The following is an 18472-nucleotide window of genomic DNA, read 5'->3' on the forward strand; positions in this document are numbered from 1 at the left end:
GTGGTTTCCGGGCGGGACGGGCCTGCGAGCGCTGCGCGCACGGCCGTTAGATTGACAGCGTGATCACTCGCCCCTCCCGTGACGGAGTCCTCTCCCGCCCCCGCGCCCTCGCCCTCGGCGCCGTACCGCTCGCGGCACTGCTGGCCGTCGGGGGGCTCGCGCCGCTGCCCTACTCCGTCGCGCGGCCCGGCCAGACCACGAATGTGCTGGGTGTGCACGGCGGCGCCGAGGTCATCTCGATCAGCGGCGCCCCGGTGCGCGAGACCACCGGTCAGCTGCGGATGACGGCGATCGTGGCGACCGCGCCGCGCGCCGAGATCCGCCTGGGCGACGTGATCGACGGCTGGTTCCGTACGGACCGCGCGGTGATGCCGAAGGACGCGGTCTTTCCGTCCGGGATGTCCGACGCGGAGATCGCGAAGCACAACCGCGCGGACATGACGGCGTCGCAGGACGCCGCGACGGCGGCCGCGCTCGGGTATCTGAAGAAGGACCCGGACCGGGTGCGGGTGAAGCTGAAGCTCAGCGACGTGGGCGGGCCGAGCGCCGGGCTGCTCTTCTCGCTCGGCATCGTCGACAAGCTGGCCGGCGACGGCAGCGGCGGCGATCTCACCGGCGGCCGCAAGATCGCCGGTACCGGCACCATCGACGCCGACGGGACGGTGGGCGCCGTCGGCGGGGTGGCGCTGAAGACGCAGGCGGCCAAGCGGGACGGCGCGAGCGTCTTCCTCGTACCGAAGGCGGAGTGCTCGAATGCGCAGTCCGCCCCCGACGGACTGCGGCTGATACCCGTCACCACCCTCAAGAGCGCGGTCCAGGCACTGCGCGCACTGGCGAAGGGCGGCTCGGTCCCCAGCTGCTGACCCGGTCCCCCCGTCCGCCGGTCCTTCCGTCCACCGGTCCGCCCCTGCGCCGGTCTTCCCGTCCGCCCCTCCGCCCCTCCGCCCGTCAGTCGTCCAGGATCGTCAGGTCGACCTGACACAGCCGTGCCGGGTCGGCAAGGATGTTGATCTCGACGATCTTGCCGTGGGTGACCGTGAAGCCCAGGACCGAGAACGGCTTGCCGTCCTGCGCCGTGACGACTCCCGCGGCCCCGTTCACCAGCGCCGGCCGGGAGAAGTGGGCGAAGCGGGAGAACATGAGGGCCTGCTCGATCACGGCCCGCGCACCGTGGATCACCTTCGACAGGCCCGGAGCCACCGGACCGCCGTCGGCGCGCAGTACGACGTCCGGGTCGAGGACCGCGAGCAGTCCCTCGAAGTCGCCGTCGCGCGAGGCGGCGAGGAAGGCGTCGACCACCTGCCGCTGGCGGGTGAGATCGGAGTCGGGGACCGGGGCCGTTCCCTGGACCCGGCGGCGCGCGCGGCTGGCGAGCTGGCGTGCCGCGGCCGGGGTGCGCTCCACGATGGGCGCGATCTCGTCGAAGGGCACCGCGAACATGTCGTGCAGCACAAACGCGAGCCGCTCCGCGGGGGCCAGCGTTTCGAGCACCACGAGCAGCGCGAGACCGACCGAGTCGGCCAGCAGCACTTCCTGCTCGGGATCGATGCCGTCCGCGCGGCTCACGATCGGCTCGGGCACATGCGCGTCCAGCGGCTCCTCGCGCCGCGACTTGCGCGAGCGCAGCAGGTCGAGGCAGACCCGCCCGACGATGGTGGTCAGCCAGCCGCCGAGGTTCTCGACGCCGTCGGTGCCGGAGCGGCTGAGCCGTAGCCAGGCTTCCTGGACGGCGTCGTCCGCCTCGCTGAGCGATCCCAGCATCCGGTAGGCCACCGCCCGGAGGTGCGGGCGGTTCTCCTCGAACCGCTCCGCCAGCCATTCCCGTTCGTTCACTGTGTCCATCGGTCACTTACCTCCGTCGCGGTTCGTCACAGCCATGACGAACGAAACCCGGCCGATGTGACGACAGGGCGCATTTTTTCATCGCCGCAGCTGCCCGTACCGCTGTTCCAGGTAGCGGCCCCCGTCCCCGTTGTCCTCACCCCCATTGCCCTCATCCCCATCGCCCGCGTCCCCGTCGTCCGCATCCCCGGTCTCGGTGTAGCCGGTGGACCAGGGGATGGGGCAAGGGGAACGGTGTTCCGGGTCGGGGCAGGCGACGCGGGCGAGCTCTTCGCGAAGCCGGTCCATCTGCTGCCGTGAGACCGGCAGACCCACCCGGATCTCATGGATCTCCCGCGAGCCGGGGTCGGCGCCGGGGTGCTCGATCCGCCACTGCTCCGGGAGCTCGTCATAGAACTCGGTCAGCGGCATGCCGCCCGGCTCGGTCGTCTGGTCCTGACCGGCGACGCTCAGACGGTACGGCCACGGTCGGCCGTCCAGAAGTTGTACGCATCGTTCGGCGAGCTTCCGCACGTCTTCTTGGGTTGCGTAGACGCCGAGTTGGATTTCGTAGCGGTGCTTTCGTAAGAACCTACTGGTCATCCGCAAGAACCTACGGGTCAGCAGTCTTCGGTGACAATGACCGGACATGAGACTCAGGACACCGGGCCAGGGCATGACCCCGCCGCAGCGATGTACTAGAGTTATCTCGACATCGAGATATCTGCCGAGAAGCGTACCGCTGCCGCGCCAGTAAGGCGTACCTAACTTAGGCATACCTTAGCGGATCGGCAAGGACCTGTGACGGCAGGATGCGGTGGTACGCGCGAATTCATGCATGAAGGAGACTGTCGTGTCGGCGAACAGCTTCGACGCCCGCAGCACGCTGCAGGTGGGCGACGAGTCGTACGAGATCTTCAAGCTGGACAAGGTCGAGGGCTCCGCCCGTCTTCCGTACAGCCTGAAGGTGCTGCTGGAGAACCTGCTCCGCACCGAGGACGGCGCGAACATCACCGCCGACCACATCCGGGCGCTCGGCAGCTGGGACTCCCAGGCCCAGCCCAGCCAGGAGATCCAGTTCACGCCGGCCCGCGTGATCATGCAGGACTTCACCGGCGTGCCCTGTGTCGTGGACCTGGCCACCATGCGTGAGGCCGTCAAGGAGCTCGGCGGCGACCCGGCGAAGATCAACCCGCTCGCCCCGGCCGAGCTGGTCATCGACCACTCCGTCATCGCCGACAAGTTCGGTACGAAGGACTCCTTCGCGCAGAACGTCGAGCTGGAGTACGGCCGCAACAAGGAGCGCTACCAGTTCCTGCGCTGGGGCCAGACCGCGTTCGACGAGTTCAAGGTCGTCCCCCCGGGCACCGGCATCGTCCACCAGGTGAACATCGAGCACCTGGCGCGGACGGTCATGGTCCGCAACGGCCAGGCGTACCCCGACACCCTCGTCGGCACCGACTCACACACCACCATGGTCAACGGCCTGGGCGTCCTGGGCTGGGGCGTCGGCGGCATCGAGGCCGAGGCCGCGATGCTCGGCCAGCCGGTCTCCATGCTGATCCCGCGCGTGGTCGGCTTCAAGCTGACCGGTGAGCTGAAGCCGGGCACCACCGCCACCGACCTCGTCCTCACCATCACCGAGATGCTGCGCAAGCACGGCGTCGTCGGCAAGTTCGTCGAGTTCTACGGCGAGGGCGTCGCCGCCACCTCGCTGGCCAACCGCGCCACCATCGGCAACATGTCGCCGGAGTTCGGCTCCACGGCTGCCATCTTCCCGATCGACGACGAGACGCTGAAGTACCTCAAGCTGACCGGGCGCTCCGAGCAGCAGGTCGCGCTGGTCGAGGCGTACGCCAAGGAGCAGGGCCTCTGGCTCGACCCGGCCGCCGAGCCTGACTTCTCCGAGAAGCTGGAGCTGGACCTCGCCACGGTCGTCCCGTCGATCGCCGGTCCGAAGCGCCCGCAGGACCGCATCGTCCTGGCCCAGGCCGCGCAGCAGTTCGCGCAGGACGTCCGCAACTACGTCGGCGACGACGAGGAGACGGGCAAGGAGTCCTTCCCGGCCTCGGACGCCCCGGCCCGCGACCACAACGGCGCGCCGACCAAGCCGACCCAGGTCGTCACCCCCGACGGCACGGTCTACGAGATCGACCACGGCGCCGTGACCGTCGCCGCGATCACCTCCTGCACCAACACCTCGAACCCGTACGTCATGGTCGCCGCCGCGCTGGTGGCCAAGAAGGCGGTCGAGAAGGGCCTGACCCGCAAGCCGTGGGTCAAGACCACCCTGGCCCCGGGCTCGAAGGTCGTCACCGACTACTTCGACAAGGCCGGCCTGACCCCCTACCTGGACAAGCTGGGCTTCAACCTGGTCGGCTACGGCTGCACCACCTGCATCGGCAACTCCGGCCCGCTGGACGACGAGGTCTCCAAGGCCATCAACGAGGCCGACCTGGCCGTCACCTCGGTGCTCTCCGGCAACCGTAACTTCGAGGGCCGGATCAACCCCGACGTCAAGATGAACTACCTGGCGTCCCCGCCGCTGGTCGTCGCGTACGCCATCGCCGGCTCCATGAAGGTGGACATCACCACCGAGGCCATCGGCAACGACACCGAGGGCAACCCGGTCTTCCTCAAGGACATCTGGCCCTCCGAGGCCGAGGTCAACGACGTCGTGGCCAACGCCATCGGCGAGGACATGTTCAACAAGTCCTACCAGGACGTCTTCGCGGGTGACGCCCAGTGGCAGGCGCTGCCGATCCCGACCGGCAACACCTTCGAGTGGGACGCCGAGTCCACCTACGTCCGCAAGCCCCCTTACTTCGAGGGCATGACGATGGAGACCACCCCGGTCTCCGACATCGCCGGCGCCCGGGTGCTGGCCAAGCTGGGCGACTCGGTCACCACCGACCACATCTCCCCGGCCGGTGCGATCAAGGCCGACACCCCGGCCGGCAAGTACCTCACCGAGCACGGCGTCGAGCGTCGCGACTTCAACTCCTACGGCTCCCGCCGTGGCAACCACGAGGTCATGATCCGCGGCACCTTCGCCAACATCCGCCTGCGCAACCAGATCGCGCCGGGCACCGAGGGCGGCTTCACCCGCGACTTCACCGTCGAGGACGGCCCGGTGTCGTTCATCTACGACGCGTCGCAGAACTACCAGGCCGCCGGCATCCCGCTGGTCATCCTGGCCGGCAAGGAGTACGGCTCCGGCTCGTCCCGCGACTGGGCCGCCAAGGGCACCGCGCTGCTCGGCGTCAAGGCCGTCATCGCCGAGTCCTACGAGCGCATCCACCGCTCGAACCTGATCGGCATGGGCGTGCTCCCGCTCCAGTTCCCCGAGGGCGCCTCGGCCCTGTCCCTGGGCCTGACCGGCGAGGAGACCTTCTCCTTCACCGGCATCACCGACCTGAACGACGGCGGCATCCCCGAGACGGTCAAGGTCAAGGCTGTTTCTGCCGCTGGGGCAGAGGTCGAGTTCGACGCCAAGGTCCGTATCGACACCCCCGGCGAGGCGGACTACTACCGCAACGGCGGCATCATGCAGTACGTGCTGCGCAGCCTGATCCGCAAGTAAGCGGGTAGGCGGGCCAGTACGGCAGAAGGGCCGCACCCCCTGGGGGGTGCGGCCCTTCCGCATGCCGTCGGCCACCGCGGCCGGGGCGGTGGTACAGGCCTCACACGTCAACTGCGGTGTGAGGTCCCGAGGAGTTCGACTTCGGCGAGTGTGGCCGTACCGGTCGGTACCAGGCGGTAGTGCCGGTAGCTGCCGGGCCGGCCGACGCTGAAGACCCTGGTCTGGTGGTTCCAGGTGAAGGACTCGCCCGATCGGTGGTCGAGGGCTGTCCACTTCTCGCCGTCGGCGGAGCCCTCCAGCCGCCAGCCGGTGGGTGCGGTGGTGCGGTCCGCCGAGGTGAGGGTGTACGACGTGACCCGGGCGGACCCGCCCAGGTCGATCGGGGCTCCGGTGAGCGCCGCCGAGGTGGCGGAGGTGTTGTCGTGGAGCGGGCCGCTACCGGGGACGGTCACATCGCCGGGCGGGGTGGGGACCTTGTCGTTCCGGGTGATGGAGGACGGGGCGGCGTCCTTTCCGGTGCCCCAGGCGGAGGGCTCGGCGCCCATGGTGAATTCGAGGGTGCCGCCGCGGGCGAGGAGAGCGTGCGGGAGGGCGGTGGAATTCCAGGGCTTTCCGTTGAACCGGAGACCTTGGACGTAGATGTTCTCGGCGTTGTTGCGGGGGGCCTTGATGACGAGGTCGTGGCCGTTCTCCAGGTGGACGGTGGCCTTGGTGAACAGTGGGGATCCCACCGCGTATTCACCCTGGCCCATCACCAGCGGATAGAAGCCGAGTGAGCTGAAGATGTACCAAGCGGACATCTCGCCGTTGTCCTCGTCGCCCGGATAACCCTGGCCGATCTCACTGCCGAGATAGAGGCGGCTCAGCGCTTCGCGGACCTTTTCCTGGGTCTTGTACGGCTGCCCGGCGGCGTTGTAGGTGTAGGCGATGTGGTGCGAGGGCTGGTTGCTGTGGCCGTACATCCCCATTCGGGTGTCGCGGGCCTCGGTCATTTCGTGGATGACATCGCCGTAGGAGCCGGCGAATTCCTTGGACGCGGTCTCCGGGGTGGCGAAGTACGCATCCAGCTTCTTGGCCAGGGCGGCCCGCCCGCCGTAGAGGTTGGCCAGCCCCCGGGTGTCCTGCGGTGCGGTGAAGGCGAAGCTCCAGGCGTTGGTCTCGGTGTAGTCATGACCCCAGACCCGGGGGTCGAACTCATCGGCCGGCAGTCGCCAGTCGCCCTTCTCGTCCTTGCCCTGGAAGAAGCCGACCCGGTCGTCGAAGAGTTTGACGTAGTTCTGGGCGCGGCCCAGGAAATACTCGGATTCTTCTTTGTAGCGGGGTTTGTGGGTTTTCTCGTAGAGGGCGTTGCCCATACGGGAGATACCGAAGTCGTTGAGGTAGCCCTCCAGCGCCCAGGACGCGCCCTCGCGGGTATCGGTGCTCGTATAGCCGAGGAACGGCGAGGTGGTCATGCCCTTCCGGCCGACGCCGGGATCCGGCGGGGCCACGGTGGCGTTCTTGAGGGCTGCCGCATAGGCGGATTCGGCGTCGAATTTCACCCCCTTGGCGTAGGAATCGGCGAAGGCCACATCGGAACTCGTACCGGTCATCAGGTCCGCATAGCCGGGGGAGGACCAGCGGGAGATCCAGCCGCCGTCCTTGTACTGCTGGACGAAACCGTCGACCATTTTCCCGGCCCGCTTCGGGGTGAGGAGGGAGTAGGCGGGCCATGTGGTCCGGTAGGTGTCCCAGAATCCGTTGTTGACGAACACCGCACCGTCGACGATCTTCGAGCCGGTGTGAGTGGGGGTGTCCCGGCCTGCCTGCGGGGAGAACGGACTGGCGTAGCGGGTGCGTGAACCGACCTGCTCCGACCCGGAGTTGGGGTAGAGGTAGAGGCGGTAGAGGTTGGAGTAGAGCGTGGTGAGCTGGTCGCGGCCGGCGCCCTCGACCTCGATGCGGCCCAGGATGTCGTCCCACTGCGACTGCGCCCGGTCCTGGATGCCCGCGAAGGGCGCGCCGTCCGGGATCTCGCGGGACAGGTTCGCCTTCGCCTGGTCGACGCCGATGAGCGAAGTGGCGATCCGCATGGTCACCGTACGGTCGGCGCCCGGCTTGAACCGCAGATAGCCGGTGACGTCCTTGCCTCCGCCGCCGTCCAGCTTTCCGCCGCTGGTGACCGGCGCGTCGAAGACGCCGTAGACGAAGAGGCGGGTGGCGCCCACCGACAGACCGCTTTTGACATCGGAGAAGCCGGTGACGATCCCGCGCTCGGTGTCCAGGCTCAGCCCGCCCTTGTTGTTGACGTTGTCGAAGATCAGGCTCGCGTCGTCGCCGGGGAAGGTGAAGCGCATCATCGCGGCGTGATCGGTCGGCGTGATCTCTGTCTTGAGGCCGTTGTCGAAGGTGACGCCGTAGTAGTGCGGTTTCGCGGTCTCGTTGGCGTGGTGGAAGGGCAGCGCGCGGGCGGTGCGGGAGGCGTTCGGGGTGCCGGCCGCGGCAGACGGCATGACCTGGAAGGTCTGCCGGTCACCCATCCAGGGGCTCGGCTCATGGCTTGCGCTGAAGGCCTGGAGGGTGGGCAGGTTGTCGGCGTTGTTCTTCCGCGCGTACTCGTAGAGCCAGTCGGACGAGCCCGCGTTGGTCACCGGCGTCCAGAAGTTGAAGCCGTTGGGGACTGCGGTGGCGGGGAAGGTGTTGCCGCGCGAGAAGCTGCCGCTGGAGAGGGTGCCGCGGTTGGTCACCGCGTAGTCGGAGAGATGCGCCAGCGGCCGGTCCGGGGCCTTGGGGCGGATGGTGATGTCATCGACCCAGCCACGGAACGACGGTGCGGCCTTCGGGGCCGCCGGCGCGTCGTAGGCGATCAGGATCCGGTCGATGGTCTTGCCGGCCGCGACCGCGCCGATCCGCGACTCCCGGTTGTTCCACTGGTTGGCGTAGAGCGTCTTGGAGGCGGCCTGGCCCTGCGGCGTCAGCGGCACGCCGTGCTGGTCGACGGCGCGGAGATCGCTGAGGTAGGTGCCGTCGGTGAAGGCCAGATCGACGGCGGCATGGGTCGCGGGGTAGGACGGATCGGTTTTCGCCATCTCCGGGAAGAGTTTGTAGGAGAGGGAAGTGGTCGCGGTGACGGTCGTATCGACGTCGAAGATCTTGTTGTACGCGTAGCCGCGGCCGTCGGCGGTGTGGGTGCCGCCGTAGCGCAGGGCGTGCCCGCCGGAGAAGCCGGCGTTCGCCTTGGCGGTGGGGGAGTCGGTGGGGCCGGTGTCGGTCCGGCTGGTCATACCGGGGGCACCGGGGGCGGTCTCCGGGGCGACCCCGGAGGTCCGCGGTTCCCCGTCCGGCCCGGTCTCGGCGGTGTCGGTCCAGTCCGGCCGGGGATCTCCGGACTCGAAGGAGGAGCTGAACTCCGTTGCCCCCTGCGGAAGTTGGGGCGGCGCGGCCTGGGCCGGGCCGGGCACGGTGATGACGAGCAGAGCGGCCGCCGCGAGGGCGGCGGGGCGGGCGATCCCCCGCAGTGGACTGTGCCGGTGTCTGAGCCGCACGCGAGCCCTCTCAACGAGATTGACATCGTTGTCAGTTGGATAACGCAGAGATAAGTAAGGTGCGTGGGGAGTTTGGTGTCAAGGGTGCCGCCGTGATTCGCGAGCCGGGGTACGCCAGGACGATCCGACGGGTGAACCATGGGTGGATCCGCCGCATGCCGGGGAGGTCTCAACTAGGAAAAAGTGACAGCCAACCATGCATTCGATCTTGCCCAGTCGGCTGGAAGTGGACTATACCTGTCGGCGTCCGACCGGCTGTGTGAACATGGCCGTGGATCCGGGGGGAAGCGCGGGGATTGGATGATTTCCCCGCATTTCTCTAGCGCGCCCGGTGCACATCCCGTACAACTCAGCTTCATCTGACCTGCGGTGCCGGGGTGGCTCCGGTACACCGCCTGAGTCCTGGAGAAGGCGAGGACTTGAGCATGGGATCCACCTCGGAATTCAACCGTCGCGATCTGGTCAAGCGGGCCGCGGCCATGGGGATCGTCGCCGTTCCGGCCATGAGTGCGCTGTCGGCGTGCGCCGGTAGTGGCAGCAGCGATGGCGAGAAGGTCGAAAAAGGCAAGAAGTCGGCCAAGAACCCGCTCGCGGTCAATGAGTCCGCCGGCCTCGACGTCGTCATCTTCGACGGCGGATTCGGTGACAAGTACGCGAAGGACGCACAGGCGGAGTACATCAAGGCCTTCCCCAAGGCCGACGGTAAGATCAAACTCTCCTCCACCCAGAAGATCCAGTCGACGCTGCAGCCGCGCTTCAACGGCGGAAACCCCCCGGACCTCGTCGACAACTCCGGTGCGGAACAGATGGACTTCGGCACCCTCGTGGCCAAGGACCAGCTCACCGACCTCACCGCCCTTCTCGACGCCCCTTCGATCGATGACCCGAAGAAGAAGGTGCGGGACACGCTGCGCCCCGGCGTCGTCGAGATGGGGCAGTTCGGCGGCAAGGAAACCTGGATCCTGTACTACGCGTACACGGTCTACGGCGTCTGGTACTCCAAGGGAAATCTGGAAAAGCTGGACGCGGAATACCCGGAGACCTGGGACGACATGCTCGCCCTGTGTGCCAAGGCCAAGAAGAAGGGCATCGCGGGCTGGACGTACCCGGGCAAGTACCCGTACTACCTCCCCTTCAGCCTCTACCCGCTCATCGCCAAGATCGGTGGTGCGGAGGTCCTGCGGAACATCGACAACCTGGAGCCGAACGCCTGGAAGGACCCGGCGGTCAAGACGGCATTCGACGCGTACTACGAGCTGTACAAGAAGGGCTATGTCCTCAAGGGCTCGCCCGGCCTCGACCACCTCCAGTCGCAGAAGGCATGGGCCGAGGGCAAGGCGCTGTTCATCCCCAACGGCTCATGGGTGGAGAACGAATCCGCCCAGCAGATCGCCAAGAACCCGAAGTTCGGCCTCGCGGTCGGTGCGCCGTCCAGTATCTCCTCCGCCGACAAAATGCCGTACGGCACTGTCTGGGCCTCCGGTGGCGAACCGTTCATCGTCCCGAGAAAGGCGAGGAACGCCGAGGGCGGCATGGAGCTGCTGCGCATCATGCTCAGCAAGAAGTCCTCGCAGAACTTCATCAAGCAGGTCTCCTCGCTCACCTCGCTCAACGGCGGAACCGAGGGAATCACGCTGCCGCCAGGCCTGGCCTCGGCGCAGACGGTGCTGCAGAAGGCCGGCTCGAACATCGTCAATCCGCGGTTGCAGGACTGGTACGTGGCGCTGCAGAAGGAGCGGATCGGCGTCGGCGCGCTGGGCGAGATGATGGCCGGCCGGCTGACGCCCGACGAGGCCATCAACAAGATCCAGAAGTATGCGGACGACACCCGCGACGACTCCAGTGTCAAGAAGTACAAGCGCTGACCGATGAGTTCGGGGGGGGGACCTCCTGGGGTCCCCCGGCGTCGGTCGGGGGAGTCGGCCGGGGGCGCGTCACCAGCGGCGGGTCCGCAGGGAGAGAACGGGATCGGTAGTCATGCAGCACGGTAAGTACCGTTTCATCGCGGGATTCTTGGTGCTCCCGCTGGCGATTTATGCGATCTTCGTGATCTCGCCGTTCGTGCAGGCCATTTACTACTCCTTCACGGACTGGACCGGACTCAGTCCGGACATGAAGGTGGTCGGCTTCGACAATTACGCACGCCTCTTCAAGGACGATGTCTTCTGGGCCGCGGTGGGCAACAGTGTGACGCTGCTGCTTCTGCTGCCAGTGGTGACGCTCTCGCTCGGGCTCTTCTTCGCCTTCATGCTCAATGTCGGTGGCCGCCGCCGGAAGAAGGCGGTCATCGGCGGCGTGCGAGGCTCGGGCACGTACAAGATTCTCTACTTCTTCCCGCAGGTGCTGTCGGTCCCGATCGTCGCGCTGCTCTTCCAGTTCGCCTACAACCCGGAGAGCGGTGCGCTCAACGCGTTCTTCCAGGCGATCGGGCTCGACAATGTACAGCCGGACTGGCTGGGTGATCCGCAGCTTGCGCTGTGGTGCGTCATGGCCGCGATGGTGTGGGCCAACGTCGGCTTCTACGTCGTGCTCTTCTCGGCCGGTATGAGCTCCATTCCGAAGGACTTCTACGAGGCCGCGCTGCTGGACGGCGCGAACCGCTTCAACACGTTCTTCCGGATCACCCTGCCGCTGCTGTGGGACACCGTGCAGACCGGCTGGATCTATATGGGCATCCTCGCCCTGGACGTTTCGGCCTTCGCGTTCGTGCAGATCATGAGTGTCGGTCCGGGCGGCCCCGACTATTCGACCGAGGTCCTTCCGCTGTACGTCTACCAGAAGACCTTCCGTGACGGTCAGGCCGGTTACGCGACCTCCATCGGCGTTTCCCTGCTGATTGTGACCCTCATTTTCTCGGCCATCGTGATGCGGCTGGGACGGCGCGAGCGACTGGAGTTCTGATGAGTGCGCACACGGACCCCGCGGACCTCCCGGGCGTCACGAAGTCGGACGTGGCAAAGGAGAAGGGGGGCGGAGCAAAGGAGAAGGGGGGCGGAGCGAAGGAGAAGGGGGACGGGGGCAGCGAGGGCAGGGTCCTCAACGTCTTCTCGCACGGAGTCCTGGTGATCTGGGGCCTGTTGGTCACCATGCCGCTGCTATGGGCGGTGGTCAGCTCCTTCAAGGACGACACCGAGATCTTCGGCTCCCCCTGGGGACTGCCTTCGGTCCTGCATTTCGACAACTGGTCGCGCGCCTGGGACAAGGCGAACATGGGCCAGTACTTTCTCAACTCGCTCATCGTGGTGGGTGGTTCACTTATCGGCACCATGCTGCTGGGGGCGATGGCGGCGTATGTGCTGGCCCGTTTCGACTTCCCGGGCAACCGCTTTCTGTACTTCCTGTTCGTCGGCGGGATGGGCTTCCCGGTCATCCTGGCGCTGGTCCCGCTGTTCTTCGTCATGAAGAACATGGCGCTGCTGGACACCTACCACGGCCTGATCCTGGTCTATATCGCCTACTCGCTGCCGTTCACGGTCTTCTTCCTGAGCGGATTCTTCAAAACGCTGCCGACATCGGTGGCCGAGGCGGCGCTCATCGACGGCGCCTCGCACACCCGCACCTTCTTCCAGGTGATGCTGCCGATGGCCAAGCCCGGCCTGATCAGCGTCGGCATCTTCAACTTCCTCGGGCAGTGGAACCAATATCTGCTGCCGACGGTGCTCAACGTCGGTGACCCGGACAAGAAGATGCTGACCCAGGGCCTGGTGGCACTGGCGGTGAGCCAGGGGTACAAGGGGGACTGGTCGGGTCTGTTCGCGGGGTTGACGATCGCGATGCTGCCGGTGCTCGCGGCGTACATCATCTTCCAGCGGCAGGTGGTGGCCGGTCTGACGGCCGGCGCTCTCAAATAGCGGCCGGCACACAGAGCCCTACATATCCGGCATATAGCGCGCCCTGCACGTAAGGCCCCGCGCGCAGCGGCAGCCAGGTCGCGGACCGGCGTCGGCCCGCTACCCAACGTGATCAATCAGGCAAACCGCCCATGGACCTGTTCCCCTTCTCTCTTGCCTGCCGAAAGGGCTTGACGGGAGGCTGCCCGGGCGGCTCAGCTTAGATTCACATGTTGGAGACAAGCCGGGCCCCGCTGCTGTGGCCCGGCCCGGCGACCGGTCGTCGTGCCGGCCGCCCCAGGCGGGAGTGGATGAGTCGATGGAGACTCCGGGGTCGCAGTCCTCGCTGCACCGGGCCAATCTGGAGCGGGTCGTGCGCGCGGTGCGTATGGCGGGCTCACTCACGCAGGCGGAGATCGCCCGGAGCACGGGGCTGTCCGCGGCCACCGTCTCCAACATCGTTCGTGAGTTGAAGGACGGCGGAACCGTCGAGGTGACGCCCACCTCCGCCGGCGGCCGCCGGGCGCGCAGCGTCTCGCTCTCCGGCGACGCGGGCATCGTCGTCGGTGTCGACTTCGGCCACTCCCATCTGCGGGTGGCGGTCGGCAACCTGGCGCACCAGGTGCTGGCGGAAGAGGCCGAGCCGATCGATGTGGACGCGTCCGCGGCGGAGGGCTTCGACCGGGCGGAGCGGCTGGTCAGCAGGCTGATTGCGGCGACCGGAATCAGTCCGGGCAAAATCGTCGGCGTCGGCCTCGGTGTACCGGGTCCCATCGACGTCGAATCCGGCACCCTCGGGTCGACGGCGATCCTGCCGGGCTGGTCCGGCACCAACCCCGGCCAGGAGCTGTCCGAGCGCCTCGGGGTGCCCGTCTACGTCGACAACGACGCCAACCTCGGCGCGCTGGGCGAGCTGGTGTGGGGCGGCGGCCGGGGGGCCTCCGACCTCGCGTACATCAAGGTCGCGAGCGGTGTCGGCGCGGGACTGGTGATCAGCGGGCAGATCTACCGAGGGCCGGGCGGTACGGCGGGCGAGATCGGGCACATCACCCTGGACGAGGCGGGTCCGGTGTGCCGCTGCGGCAACCGCGGCTGCCTGGAGACCTTCACCGCCGCCCGGTACGTGCTTCCGCTGCTGCAGCCGAGCCACGGCCCCGATCTGACCATGCCGCGGGTGGTGCAGCTGGCCCGCGAGGGCGATCCGGGCTGCCGACGGGTCATTGCGGACGTAGGCCGTCATATCGGCAGTGGTGTGGCCAATCTGTGCAATCTGCTCAATCCGAGCAGGGTGGTGCTCGGCGGCGATCTCGCCGAGGCCGGTGAGCTGGTGCTGGCGCCGATCCGCGAGTCGGTGTCGCGGTACGCGATCCCCAGTGCGGCACGGCAGTTGGGGATCGTCCCGGGCACGCTCGGGGGCCGGGCCGAGGTGCTGGGAGCGCTCGCGCTGGTGCTGAGCGAGATGGGCGATTCGACCCTTCTCGACGGCGTACAGGCCGTGGACGCACCCGCCATAGCGTGAACGCGTTGAGTTCATACAGCTAACGCATGGCACCGTTGCCATCTCGTTAAGGATTTACTTCTTGACGGTCGGCTGGCGGCCGAGTTGACTTCCCCCACCTCGGCCGCAACGACGCGGCCTCGTCAGGGAGGCAACCCCAATGAACGTTTGGACGCGTCGCGTCGTTATAGGTACCGCCGCCGTTTCGATGGCCCTCTCCGTGGCCGCTTGCGGGAAGGCCGGTGACGGCGCCAAGGGTGGCGGTGGCGACAACAAGACCATTGGTCTCCTGCTGCCGGAGAACAAGACCACGCGCTACGAGACCTTCGACCGGCCGCTGATCGAGGCGAAGATCAAGGCGCTGTGCAGCGACTGCAAGGTGCAGTACAACAACGCCTCGCAGGACACCGAGCAGCAGAAGAAGCAGTTCGACGCGCTGATCACCCAGGGCGTGAAGGTGATCATTCTGGACGCCGTCGACTACAAGGCGACCAAGTCCTGGGTGAACCAGGCCGCCAAGAAGGGCGTCAAGGTCGTCGCGTACGACCGGCTGGCCGAGGGTGACATCTCCGCCTACGTCTCCTACGACAACGAGAAGATCGGCCGCCTCCAGGGCGAGGCGCTGGTCAAGGCGCTCGGCGACGAGGCCAAGGACAGCAATGTCGTCATGATCAACGGTTCGCCGACCGACCCGAACATGCCGTTCTTCAAGAAGGGCGCCCACAGCGTCCTCGACAAGCAGGTCAAGAAGATCGCGTACGAGCAGGACATCCCCGACTGGTCGCCGGACGAGGCCAACAAGAAGATGAGCGCGGCCCTCGACTCGCTTGGCAAGGACGGCTTCCAGGGCGTCTACTCCGGCAACGACGGCATGGCCGGCGGCATCATCACCGCCCTCAAGCAGAAGGGCGTCGAAGTCCCGGTGGGCGGTCAGGACGCCGAGCTCGCGGGTCTGCAGCGGATCCTCAAGGGCGACCAGGCGTTCACCATTTACAAGCAGATCAAGCCGCAGGCCGACTCCACGGCCGAGATCGCGGTCAAGCTGCTCAAGGGCGAGAAGATCGGCTCTCTGGCGCCCGCCAAGGTCGACAGCCTCAGCGGTGAGGTCAAGGGCATCCCCGCCAAGCTGTACGACGCGGAGATCGTGACCAAGGACAACATCAAGGACACGATCCTCAAGGACAAGGTCTACAAGGCGAGCGAGATCTGCGCCGGCGACGCCAAGAAGGCGTGCGAGGCGGCCGGCATCAAGTAAGGCCCCCGGGTAACACCCCCGGTCACGCCGGGCCGCGCGGCACAGCCCGCGGCCCCGCGAACCCGGTCCGGTGCCCGCCCCATGTCACTCCCCCCGTCCTGGGGCGGGCACCGGTCCGTATCTCGCACAGCCCCCTGCTCTTCGCACAGCCCCCTGCTCTTCGCACCACCATCCCCGCCGTTGTGACGGCGGCGAAGGAGATGATTCACGTGTCCGCTACGCCTGTGCTGGCGTTGCGCGGAGTCTCCAAGCGGTTCGGCGCCGTCCAAGCACTCACGGACGTCACCCTGGAGATCCACCCCGGTGAGGTGGTCGCCCTCGTAGGCGACAACGGCGCCGGCAAGTCCACGCTCGTCAAGACCATTTCCGGCGTTCACCCCGTCGACGACGGTGCCATCGAGTGGGAGGGCAACGAGGTCGGCATCGACAAGCCGCACGACGCCCAAGAGCTCGGCGTCGCGACCGTCTACCAGGACCTCGCGCTCTGCGACAACCTCGATGTCGTCGCCAACCTCTACCTCGGCAGCGAGATCCGCACCGCGGGTGTCCTGGACGAGATCGCGATGGAGAAGCGCGCCAAGGAGCTGCTGGACACGCTGTCCATCCGCATCCCCAGCGTCCGGATCCCCGTCGCCGCGCTCTCCGGTGGCCAGCGGCAGGTCGTCGCCATCGCCCGCGCGCTGATCGGTGATCCGAAGGTCGTCATCCTCGACGAGCCCACCGCCGCCCTCGGCGTCGAGCAGACCGCACAGGTCCTCGACCTCGTCGAGCGGCTGCGTGAGCGCGGCCTCGGCGTCATCCTCATCAGCCACAACATGGCCGACGTGCAGGCCGTCGCGGACCGCGTCGCGGTGCTGCGGCTGGGTCGCAACAACGGTGTCTTCGACGTCGAGGGCACCTCCCACGAAGAGATCATCGCCGCCATCACCGGCGCGTCGGACAACGCCGTGACCCGCCGCAAGGCGCGTACGGACCAGGTGAAGAAGGAGGCCGGGGCATGAGCGACCTCACAAAGCAGCCGGCAGAGGCGATCAAGGAGGCCCCCGAGGCCGCCGACACCCCGCAGCCGGCCGCCGTCGACCCCCGGCTGCTGGTCCGCGAAGAGGGCTTCGCCGGCTACCTCAACGACTTCAAGCGCCGGGTGCGCGGCGGTGAGCTGGGCTCCCTGCCGGTCATCATCGGCCTGATCGTCATCGCGGTTGTCTTCCAGATCCAGAACAGCAGTTTCCTGTCCGCCGACAGCCTCGCGAACATCGGTGTCTACACGTCCGGCCTCGGCATCATGGCCGTCGGTATCGTCTTCGTCCTGCTGCTGGGCGAGATCGATCTGTCCGTCGGCTCGGTCGCGGGTGTCGGTGCGGCGGTCTGGGCCGTGCTCAGCGTCACCAACGGCGTCAACGACTGGCTCGCGGTCCTGATCGCCGTCACCGCGGGTATCGCCATCGGCGCCCTGCACGGTTTCTTTTTCGCCAAGATCGGTGTGCCGGCCTTCGTCGTCACCCTCGCCGGTTTCCTCGGCTGGAGCGGCGTCCAGATCTGGATGATGGGCAAGGAAGGCTCCATCAACACGCCCAGCGGCAGCGTGGTGGAGAGCCTCACCGGCTACTACTTCGAGGACAAGGCCGCCGCATACGGCCTCGCGCTGATCGCCGTCCTCGCCTACGCGGGCTCGCTGCTGCTGGACGCCAAGCGCCGCAAGGCCGCTGCGCTGGCCGCCCGGCCGCGCAGCGAGATCCTGCTGCGCACCGGCGTCGTCGCACTGATCGCGTTCGTCGTCGCCTACGTCCTGAACGAGCCGGCGGGCGCCCGCGGTCTGCCGCTCGCCCTGGTGCTCTTCCTCGCCGTGCTGGTCATCGCGGACTTCGTGGTGCGCCGCACCACCTACGGTCGGCAGATCTTCGCGGTCGGCGGCAACGCCGAGGCGGCCCGCCGGGCCGGCATCAACGTGAACAAGATCCGCATCACGGTGTTCGCGATCTCCGGCATGCTCGCCGCCTTCGGCGGACTCTTCATCGCCAGCCTCTCCGGTGGCGCCACGAAGAACCTGGGCTCCGGCAACACCCTGATGAACGTCATCGCGGCGGCCGTCATCGGCGGCACCAGCCTCTTCGGCGGCCGCGGCAAGATCTGGTCCGCGCTGCTGGGCATGCTGGTCATCCAGTCCATCCAGCAGGGCCTGAACCTGCTCGGCATGGCCAGCGAGATCCAGTACATGATCACCGGCGCGGTGCTGCTGGCCGCCGTCGTGATCGACTCGGTGTCGCGGCGGACGCAGAAGACCGCCGGGCGCACGTAGGTACCGGTAGTCGTCCGGCTGCGGCGGCGCGCCGGGCGCACGTAGGTGCCGGTAGTGGTCCGGCTGCCGCGGCGCGCCGGGCGCGTGCAACCGTGGCCCGGCGCCGTTCGGTCTGACCGGCCCCCACCAGGCGTGACCTGGTGGGGGCCGGTGTGTGTCCGGAAACGGCTCCGTTTGGCGGCATCGTGCCTCATCACCCGAGTGACATACATCGCAAGGCCCGGCCGCAGCCACAGCGGACGGAACATTAGACTCATCTGATCGGCAAGCTCGATCGGCAGGCTCGACCAGCAAGGAGGCAGGGGTGGCGTTGCTGACCCGCATCAGGGGACCGCGCGATCTGGACCGGCTAGGACCGGAGCAGCTGGAGCAGCTGGCGGGGGAGATCCGTACCTTCCTCGTTGACGCGGTCGCCAAGACCGGCGGGCACCTCGGCCCGAACCTCGGTGTGGTCGAGCTGACCATCGCCCTGCACCGGGTCTTCCACTCCCCGCAGGACCGGGTCCTCTTCGACACCGGGCACCAGTCCTACGTCCACAAGCTGCTCACCGGCCGCCAGGACTTCACCGGGCTGCGTGCCAAGGGCGGTCTGTCCGGCTACCCCTCGCGGGCCGAGTCCGAGCACGACGTGATCGAGAACAGCCATGCCTCGACGGTGCTGGGCT

13 protein-coding genes are annotated in these 18472 nt (G+C 67.5%); 10 read left to right on the top strand and 3 right to left on the bottom strand.

Features of this window, described 5'->3' with window-relative positions:
• Nucleotides 1–59 precede the first annotated feature (59 nt).
• Nucleotides 60–863: a S16 family serine protease gene (locus tag AB0I10_RS18435; protein WP_363153524.1), complete on the top strand. Its 804-nt coding sequence runs from the start codon at nucleotides 60–62 to the stop codon at nucleotides 861–863.
• A gap of 85 nt (nucleotides 864–948) precedes the next feature.
• Here AB0I10_RS18435 and sigJ read toward each other — a convergent pair whose 3' ends face one another.
• Both sigJ and AB0I10_RS18445 read right to left on the bottom strand, forming a co-directional pair.
• On the bottom strand, nucleotides 949–1833 hold the full coding sequence (sigJ, locus tag AB0I10_RS18440; RefSeq protein WP_363153539.1) for an RNA polymerase sigma factor SigJ: 885 nt from the start codon (nucleotides 1831–1833) through the stop codon (nucleotides 949–951).
• Nucleotides 1834–1920: 87 nt separating this feature from the next.
• Complete coding sequence (locus tag AB0I10_RS18445; RefSeq protein ID WP_363153525.1) at nucleotides 1921–2424, bottom strand: hypothetical protein; 504 nt, start codon at nucleotides 2422–2424, stop codon at nucleotides 1921–1923.
• 250 nt (nucleotides 2425–2674) lie between these two features.
• On the opposite strand from AB0I10_RS18445, the gene acnA reads away from it, so the two are divergent.
• Complete coding sequence (gene acnA / locus AB0I10_RS18450) at nucleotides 2675–5404, top strand: aconitate hydratase AcnA (protein WP_363153526.1); 2730 nt, start codon at nucleotides 2675–2677, stop codon at nucleotides 5402–5404.
• Nucleotides 5405–5511: 107 nt separating this feature from the next.
• Here acnA and AB0I10_RS18455 read toward each other — a convergent pair whose 3' ends face one another.
• The gene (locus AB0I10_RS18455) at nucleotides 5512–8928 is read right to left on the bottom strand and encodes a GH92 family glycosyl hydrolase (protein WP_363153527.1); all 3417 of its coding nucleotides are present in this window, start codon (nucleotides 8926–8928) and stop codon (nucleotides 5512–5514) included.
• A 425-nt stretch (nucleotides 8929–9353) separates the two neighbouring features.
• Here AB0I10_RS18455 and ngcE point away from each other — a divergent pair, with 425 nt between their 5' ends.
• From ngcE to AB0I10_RS18495, 8 genes are all read left to right on the top strand, one after another.
• Complete coding sequence (gene ngcE / locus AB0I10_RS18460; protein WP_363153528.1) at nucleotides 9354–10793, top strand: N-acetylglucosamine/diacetylchitobiose ABC transporter substrate-binding protein; 1440 nt, start codon at nucleotides 9354–9356, stop codon at nucleotides 10791–10793.
• 112 nt (nucleotides 10794–10905) lie between these two features.
• Nucleotides 10906–11829, top strand: coding sequence for a sugar ABC transporter permease (locus AB0I10_RS18465; RefSeq protein WP_363153529.1), 924 nt, complete (start codon nucleotides 10906–10908; stop codon nucleotides 11827–11829).
• Nucleotides 11829–12779 (top strand): carbohydrate ABC transporter permease, encoded by a 951-nt coding sequence (locus AB0I10_RS18470; RefSeq protein WP_363153530.1) that lies wholly within the window; start codon nucleotides 11829–11831, stop codon nucleotides 12777–12779. Before AB0I10_RS18465 ends, AB0I10_RS18470 begins: the two co-directional genes overlap by 1 nt.
• 298 nt (nucleotides 12780–13077) lie before the next feature.
• A complete protein-coding gene (locus tag AB0I10_RS18475; protein ID WP_363153531.1) occupies nucleotides 13078–14277 on the top strand; it encodes an ROK family transcriptional regulator in 1200 nt (399 codons plus the stop codon).
• Nucleotides 14278–14416: 139 nt separating this feature from the next.
• Nucleotides 14417–15511 (top strand): substrate-binding domain-containing protein, encoded by a 1095-nt coding sequence (locus AB0I10_RS18480; RefSeq protein ID WP_363153532.1) that lies wholly within the window; start codon nucleotides 14417–14419, stop codon nucleotides 15509–15511.
• A 200-nt stretch (nucleotides 15512–15711) separates the two neighbouring features.
• Nucleotides 15712–16512, top strand: a complete 801-nt coding sequence (locus AB0I10_RS18485; protein ID WP_363153533.1) for an ATP-binding cassette domain-containing protein — start codon at nucleotides 15712–15714, stop codon at nucleotides 16510–16512.
• A complete protein-coding gene (locus tag AB0I10_RS18490) occupies nucleotides 16509–17807 on the top strand; it encodes a sugar ABC transporter permease (protein ID WP_363153534.1) in 1299 nt (432 codons plus the stop codon). Before AB0I10_RS18485 ends, AB0I10_RS18490 begins: the two co-directional genes overlap by 4 nt.
• 304 nt (nucleotides 17808–18111) lie before the next feature.
• Nucleotides 18112–18472, top strand: a 361-nt coding sequence (locus tag AB0I10_RS18495) for a 1-deoxy-D-xylulose-5-phosphate synthase N-terminal domain-containing protein (protein ID WP_363153535.1), incomplete at its 3' end; no start/stop codon positions are given.

Source organism: Streptomyces sp. NPDC050636 (genome assembly GCF_040654775.1).
GTDB lineage: Bacteria > Actinomycetota > Actinomycetes > Streptomycetales > Streptomycetaceae > Streptomyces.